Raw genomic sequence first — 6,637 nt, forward strand, 5'->3', positions numbered from 1 at the left:
GCCGGAGCGGGTGGCCGGGGATGTCGCGCGGATGCTGCGGCAGGGGGTGCAGCGGATGATCGCCGCCGTGCTGGAGTGCGAGAAGCCTGTGCTGTGCGCGCTGAACGGGGTGGCGGCCGGGGTCGGCGTCCAGCTGGCCCTGGCGTGCGACCTGGTCGTCGCGGCCGAGGAGGCTTCCCTGGTGCAGGTGTTCGTCAGGCGCGGCCTGGTCCCGGACGGCGGCGCGGCATGGCTGCTGCCGCGCCTGGTGGGCGTGCAGCGCGCCAAGGAGCTGCTGTTCCTCGGGGAGAAGGTCCGCGCGATGGACGCGGAGCGCCTGGGGCTAGTCAACCGTGTCGTGCCGGGGGCGGAGCTGGAGAAGGCGGTGGCGGAGTGGGCCGAACGCCTCGCGGCCGGCCCGACGCGCGCGTTCGCGCTGACGAAGGCCCTGGTCAACGCGTCCCTGGACGCGGATCGTGGCGCCGCCTTCGCGGCCGAGGCGACGGCGCAGGAGATCAACATGACGACGCACGACGCGCAGGAGGGCGTCCGGGCCTTCGTGGAGCGGCGTGAGGCCCGATTCGAGGGATGGTAGAGGCACCGCCCTCTCTTCAGAGACACGGCTTCCGCTCTGACAAATCATCAGATTCAATGGGCAGGACCACACCCGGAGGAGCGAACCCATGGGCCACGAAGGAATGGCGGTCGCGGCCGTCCGCTACCTGCGGGCGGCGGGTGCGCCACTGAGCGTCGCGCCCGCCGTGGCCGAGGCCGTCGCACAGCCGGAACGGCTGGCGGACGCGGACGCGCGGGCGCTGCGCGACGCGCTCGGCCACTTCGCCACCGGGGTGACGGTCATCACCGCCGCGGGCGAGGACGGGCAGCCGGTCGGGTTCGCCTGCCAGTCCTTCGCCTCGCTCTCCCTTGATCCACCCCTGATCTGCTTCAACGTCGCACGGACCTCCTCCAGTTGGCCGCGCATCGCCCGCGCCGGGGCGTTCTGCGTGAACGTGCTGGCCGACGACCAGGGGCCGTTGTGCCGGTCGTTCGCCGTCAGCGCGTCGACCGGCGCGGACAAGTTCGCCGGTGTGGCGTGGGAGCCCGCGCCCGCGACGGGCTCGCCACGACTGGAGGGCGCGCTGGCGTGGGTGGACTGCACCATCCACGCCGTGCACACCGGCGGAGATCACCTGATCGTGCTCGGCCGGGTCCGTGAACTCGCCGCGCCGCGCGGCGGGGAGACCGGACCGCTGGTCTTCTACCGCAGCGGCTTCAGGCAGTTGCAGGAACCGCAGGGCTGAGCGCCACGGGATCGCCGGCACCCGGCCTGCGCAGCATCAGCGAGCAGACCGCAGCGACCGCGCACAGGGCGCCCGCGCCGTACCAGGCGAGGTCGTAGCTGCCGAGCTGGTCCCGGATCACGCCGGCCACGGCGGCGACGACAGCCGCGCCGATCTGGTGGCCGCTCAGCACCCAGCCGAAGACGACCGGCGCGTCCTCGCCGAACCACTCCCGGCACAGCGCGACCGTCGGCGGCACGGTGGCGACCCAGTCCAGTCCGTAGAACATGATGAAGATGACCATGCTCGGGTGCACGGTCCTGGCGAACAGGACCGGCAGCACCAGCAACGAGGCTCCGCGCAGCAGGTAGTAGACGCCGAGCAGCTTGCGGGAGTCCAGCCGGTCCGTGAGCCAGCCGGAGAAGACCGTGCCGACCACGTCGAAGACGCCGACGAGCGCGAGCAGGGACGCCGCGGCGGTCTCCGGCATACCGTGGTCGCCCGCGGCCGGGATGAAGTGGGTGCCGACCAGGCCGTTGGTGGTCGCTCCGCAGATCGCGAAGGAGCCCGTCAGCAGCCAGAACGCGCGACTGCGCGACGCCTGGCGCAGGACCCGCAGCGCGCGCGGGCCGCGCCCGGCCGGTGCGTCCGGCTCGTCGTGGTCCTCGGGTGCGCCGTAGGGCAGCAGGCCGAGGTCGGACGGGCGCTCGCGCATCAGCAGCACGACGACCGGCACCACCGCGAGCGCGCAGACCGCGACCGTGATCGAGGCGCTGCGCCAGCCGTACTGCTGCACCAGCCAGGCCAGCACCGGCAGGAACACCAGGTTGCCGGCCGCGCTCGCCGCCGTCAGGACCCCGGTCACCAGGCCGCGCTGCTTCACGAACCACCGACTGGTCACGGTCGCGCTGAACGCCAGCGCCATCGAGCCGGAGCCGAGGCCGACGAGGAACCCCCAGCCCAGCAGCAGCTCCCAGGGCTGGTCCATGACGATGGTCACCCCGGCGCCGAGCGCCATCACCGCGAGCGCGACGGAGACCACCGGGCGGATGCCGAAGCGGTCCATCAGCGCGGCGGCGAACGGCGCCGCCAGGCCGTTCAGCAGCATGTTGATCGAGACGGCGGTGCCGACCAGGCCGTGCGACCAGCCGAACTCGTGGTGCAGCGGCTCCATCAGCAGGGACGGCGTCGAGCGGAAGCCTGCCGCACCCACGAGGACGACGAGCGCGACCGCGGCGACGATCCACGCGTAGTGCAGATGCGGTCCACACTGCGCGCGCGGCGTACGCGGGGTGCGCGGGCGGGTGTGGCCGGAAGGATCGACGGCGGAGGAGGAGGCGGAGGGAAGCTGATCGGTCACCCGCAGAGCTTGCCCGGTGGGCCGGAGCGGGCTCGAGTGGCCGGAAGGCCGCCTTGCGCAAAGATCGGGCCAAGAGGCAGCCTGGCGTCATGGCCCCGAGGACCGACGACACCACCGGCACCACCGGCATCGCCGCCGCCACCCCGACCGGGACGGCTGCGCGCCCGCACGAGATCGCCGTCCTGGCGCTGGACGGCGTGGTGGCGTTCGAGCTGTCGACGCCCTCGCGCATCTTCGAGTCCGCCCACGAGCGCGGCACCGCGCCCCACTACCGGGTGCGCACCTGCTCGTTGGACGGTGCGTCCGTGCAGACCAGCGCCGACTTCCGGGTCGTGGTCGAGCACGGCCCGGAACTGCTGGCGCAGGCCGACACGGTGATCGTCCCGGCCTCCTTCGAGCTGGGCCCGGTGTTCACGGAGGGCCGGTTGCCGGCCGAGCTGGAGAGCGCGCTCGGCCTCGTCCGGCCCGGCACCCGGATGGTGTCGATCTGCACCGGCTCCTTCGTCCTGGCCGCGGCCGGACTGCTCGACGGCCGCCGGGCGACGACGCACTGGCGCTACACCGAGCAGTTCCGGCAGCTCTTCCCGCAGGTCCTGCTCGACCCCGACGTGCTGTTCACCGACGACGGCGAAGTGCTGACCTCCGGGGGCGTCGCGGCCGGGATCGACCTGTGCCTGCACATCGTCCGCCGCGACCTCGGCTCGGCGGTCGCGAACCAGGTCGCCCGCCGCTGCGTCGTCGCACCCTGGCGCGAGGGCGGCCAGGCCCAGTACGTCGACGTCGCGGTACCGGAGGTCGGCACCGCGGGCACGGCCCCGGCCCGCGCCTACGCACTGCGGCACCTCGCGGACAACCTCACGCTCGGCCTGCTCGCCGAACGGTGCGGCATGAGCGTCCGCACCTTCACGCGTCGATTCCGCGAGGAGACGGGGCAGAGCCCCGTCCAGTGGCTGCTGGTGCAGCGTGTGCACCGGGCCCGCAGGCTGCTGGAGGAAGAGGAGTTGACGGTGGACCGGGTCGCCCACCAGGTCGGCTTCGGCAGTGCGGCGGGCCTGCGGCAGCACATGCACACCGTGCTCGGGGTCTCCCCCACGGCCTACCGCCGGACGTTCCGAGCGGTGGGATGACCGTCCGTCACCCGCTGTGGCCGCAGCCCGCACCGCCCCTCCCCGGGCGCGGCCGACCGCAAGAGGTCGAGCCCGGCTCCGGGAGGGCGCGGGGGGGCGAACTGTGGGCGAACCGTGGGCGAAGGCGGCACCCAGGGGGCGGCCCCTGAGAGTCGGGCCCCGCGGCTCCCGCCGTGCGGGGCGGTGTGCCGCCGCGCAGGCGCTACCCCACCACGGCGAAGTTGAAGTCCCCCGTCCCGAGCAGGCCGTAGAGCCGGACCCAGAGGCCGACCAACTGCTCGACCGAGCGCGCGCTGGTGAGGTCGCCGAGGTCCAGGATCTGGTCGTCCGCCCAGCCGAAGGACTGGAGCAGCGCGCTCACCTCGGCCTTCGCCTCCGCGTCGTCGCCGCTGAGGAAGACGTTGTGGTGGCCCGGCACACGGGACGGGTCGACCATGACGGCGTTGTTCATCGTGTTCAGCGTCTTCACCACCCGGGCCTCCGGAAAGGCGCGCTGGAGCTGCTCGGCGGCGCTGACGCCGTCCGGGGTGACGATCTTCGGCGGGAAGCCCTCCGAGAAGTCCAACGGGTTGGAGACGTCGACGACGACCTTGCCGCGCAGGTTCTCCGCGCCCGCCGCGGTGAGCGCGGCGAGGGAGACCAGGCCGCCCGTCGCGTTGACGACGAGGTCGGCGCCCGCCGCCGCGTCGGCGAAGGTGCCGTGGGCGGCGGCGTTGGCCTCCGCCCACTCCTTGGCGGCGGTGTTGTCGGCGGTCCGCGAGCCCATGGTGACCTCGTGGTCCAGCCCGGCGAGCCGTGTGGCGAGCGTGCGGCCGACCTCGCCCGTGCCGAGGACTGCGATCTTCATGCGCGTTCCTGTCTGCTCTGCTCGTGCCTGTCGGTTGGGTCCAGTCCGATCATCCAGGCGTGCGGAGTCTCGCGCAGGGGATTCGCCTCAGAACGTCAGCACCGCGCGGGCGACTCCACCCGTGTGAGTGGCCTCGGCCGCGGCCTCGAACTCGGTGAGCGGGAAGGTCCGGGTGACGAGTTCGTCCAGGAGCAGCCGCCCCGAGGCATAGAGCTGCGCGTAGCGGGCGATGTCCCGTTGCGGGCGCGAGGAGCCGTAGCGGCAGCCCAGGATGGACTTGTCCAGGAACAGCTCGGCCGGGCGGAAGGACGCCTCCGCGTCCGCCGCCGGCATGCCGAGCAGGACCGCCTGGCCGTGGCGGTCCAGCATGTCGATGGCCTGGCGGGTCAGTCGGGTCGGGCCGACGCACTCGAAGGCGTGGTCCACTCCGTTCGGCACGAGCGCCTTGACCGCCGCCACGGTGTCGTCGACGGCACGCGCGTCGACGAAGTCCGTCGCACCGAAGGTGCGGGCGATGCCCTCCTTGTCGGCGACGGCGTCGATCGCCACGATCCGGGACGCGCCCGCGATCCGCGCGCCCTGGACGACGTTGAGCCCGATGCCGCCGCAGCCGATGACGGCGACCGTGTCGCCGGTCTCCACCCGGGCCCGGTTCAGCACCGCGCCGACGCCGGTCAGCACGCCGCAGCCGATCAGCGCGGCGGAGGTGAACGGGATCTCCGGGTCGATCGGCACCACCTGGACCGCCTTGACCACCGTCCGCTCCGCGAAGACCGAGGTGGAGGCGAAGTTGTAGAGCTCCTGGCCGCTGCCGTTCCGGGTGAACGGCTTGGTCGGCATGCCGATCGCCTTGCGGCACATCGTCGGCCGCCCGAGCGCGCACTCGCGGCAGGTGCCGCAGTTGGCGAGGGTCGACAGCGCGACGTGGTCGCCCGGCCTGACGTGGGTGACGCCCGCGCCGACCGCCTCGACCGTGCCCGCGCCCTCGTGCCCGAGGACCACGGGGACGGGGAAGGGGATCGTCCCGTCGATCACGGACAGGTCGCTGTGGCAGAGACCGGCGGCGGCGATCCGCACCAGTACCTCGCCGGGCCCCGCGTCGCGGACCGTCAGGTCGTCGACCACCTGGGGGGTCTTGCCGTCGAAGATGACGCCTTTCATACCCGAGCCTCCTCTATGACTGCCAGACGATGGCCTGCTGCTCGCTGTAGGCGTGCAGGCCGAAGGAGCCGCCGTCGCGGCCGACGCCGCTCTGCTTGAAGCCGCCGAAGGGCGTCTCCGGGTGGCGCTGCGCGGTGTTGATGCCGACGTTGCCGCTGCGCAGACGTGCGGCGAGCGCGTAGGCGCGGGCGGTGTCGGCGGTGAAGACGTAGTCGTACAGCCCGTACTCGGTGGAGTCGGCGATGGCGAGCGCCTCCTCGTCGTCCTCGAACGGGATCACCACGACGACCGGCCCGAAGACCTCCTCGCGGGCGACCGTCATCCGCGGCGTCACGTCCGCGAGCAGCGTGGGCGCCACGAAGAAGCCGGTGGGGGGCAGTTGGGGGCTGTCCGGGGTGTGTTCCTTGCGGGTGCCGCCGAACACGAGCCGGGCGCCTTCGGCGAGCGCGCCGGTGACGTAGCCCTCGACGCGGTCGCGGTGCGCGGCCGAGACGACCGGGCCGACGACCGTCGTCGGCAGCAGCGGGTCGCCGACGGGCAGCCGGGCGGCGAACCGGGCCAGGCCCGCGACCACCTCGTCGTAGCGGGAACGGTGGACGAGCGCCCGGGTGGGCGCGGTGCAGATCTGACCGGAGTGGAACGCCCAGGTGGAGCCGATCGCGGGGACGGCCTTGGCCAGGTCGGCGTCCTCCAGGACGATCGCCGCGCCCTTGCCGCCGAGCTCCATCAGCAGCCGCTTCATCGTCGCTCCGCCGTCCGTGGCGATGCGGCGGCCGACGGTGGTCGAGCCGGTGAAGCTGATCATGTCGACGTCGGGCGAGGCGACGAGGGCGGCGCCGGCGGCCGCGCCAGAGTCGGTGACGACGTTGAACAGCCCGGCGGG

Annotated in this window: 7 protein-coding genes; 3 read left to right on the top strand and 4 right to left on the bottom strand. The window is 73.1% G+C overall.

Translation table 11 applies throughout. The annotated features are described in order from the left end of the window. Both TR50_RS01590 and TR50_RS01595 read left to right on the top strand, forming a co-directional pair. Positions 1–574: enoyl-CoA hydratase/isomerase family protein (locus tag TR50_RS01590; protein WP_174514784.1), on the top strand; the 574-nt coding region annotated here is incomplete at its 5' end. Positions 575–662: 88 nt separating this feature from the next. Further along, the gene (locus TR50_RS01595) at positions 663–1,280 is read left to right on the top strand and encodes a flavin reductase family protein (protein WP_236654190.1); all 618 of its coding nucleotides are present in this window, start codon (positions 663–665) and stop codon (positions 1,278–1,280) included. On the opposite strand, the gene TR50_RS01600 is transcribed toward TR50_RS01595, so the two are convergent. After that, positions 1,252–2,625: an MFS transporter gene (locus TR50_RS01600; RefSeq protein WP_084699629.1), complete on the bottom strand. Its 1,374-nt coding sequence runs from the start codon at positions 2,623–2,625 to the stop codon at positions 1,252–1,254. The genes TR50_RS01595 and TR50_RS01600 overlap by 29 nt on opposite strands. Positions 2,626–2,708: 83 nt before the next feature. Between TR50_RS01600 and TR50_RS01605 the strand changes: the two genes are divergently transcribed. After that, positions 2,709–3,746, top strand: coding sequence for a GlxA family transcriptional regulator (locus tag TR50_RS01605; protein ID WP_084699630.1), 1,038 nt, complete (start codon positions 2,709–2,711; stop codon positions 3,744–3,746). Between the two features lie 202 nt (positions 3,747–3,948). On the opposite strand, the gene TR50_RS01610 is transcribed toward TR50_RS01605, so the two are convergent. From TR50_RS01610 to TR50_RS01620, 3 genes are all read right to left on the bottom strand, one after another. Then, the gene (locus tag TR50_RS01610; protein WP_042412796.1) at positions 3,949–4,593 is read right to left on the bottom strand and encodes an NADPH-dependent F420 reductase; all 645 of its coding nucleotides are present in this window, start codon (positions 4,591–4,593) and stop codon (positions 3,949–3,951) included. 87 nt (positions 4,594–4,680) lie between these two features. After that, positions 4,681–5,754: a Zn-dependent alcohol dehydrogenase gene (locus TR50_RS01615; protein ID WP_042412799.1), complete on the bottom strand. Its 1,074-nt coding sequence runs from the start codon at positions 5,752–5,754 to the stop codon at positions 4,681–4,683. A 13-nt stretch (positions 5,755–5,767) separates the two neighbouring features. After that, a partial coding sequence (locus TR50_RS01620) for an aldehyde dehydrogenase family protein (RefSeq protein WP_042412801.1) occupies positions 5,768–6,637 on the bottom strand: 870 nt, incomplete at its 5' end.

This window comes from Streptacidiphilus anmyonensis, from assembly GCF_000787855.1.
Taxonomy (GTDB): domain Bacteria; phylum Actinomycetota; class Actinomycetes; order Streptomycetales; family Streptomycetaceae; genus Streptacidiphilus; species Streptacidiphilus anmyonensis.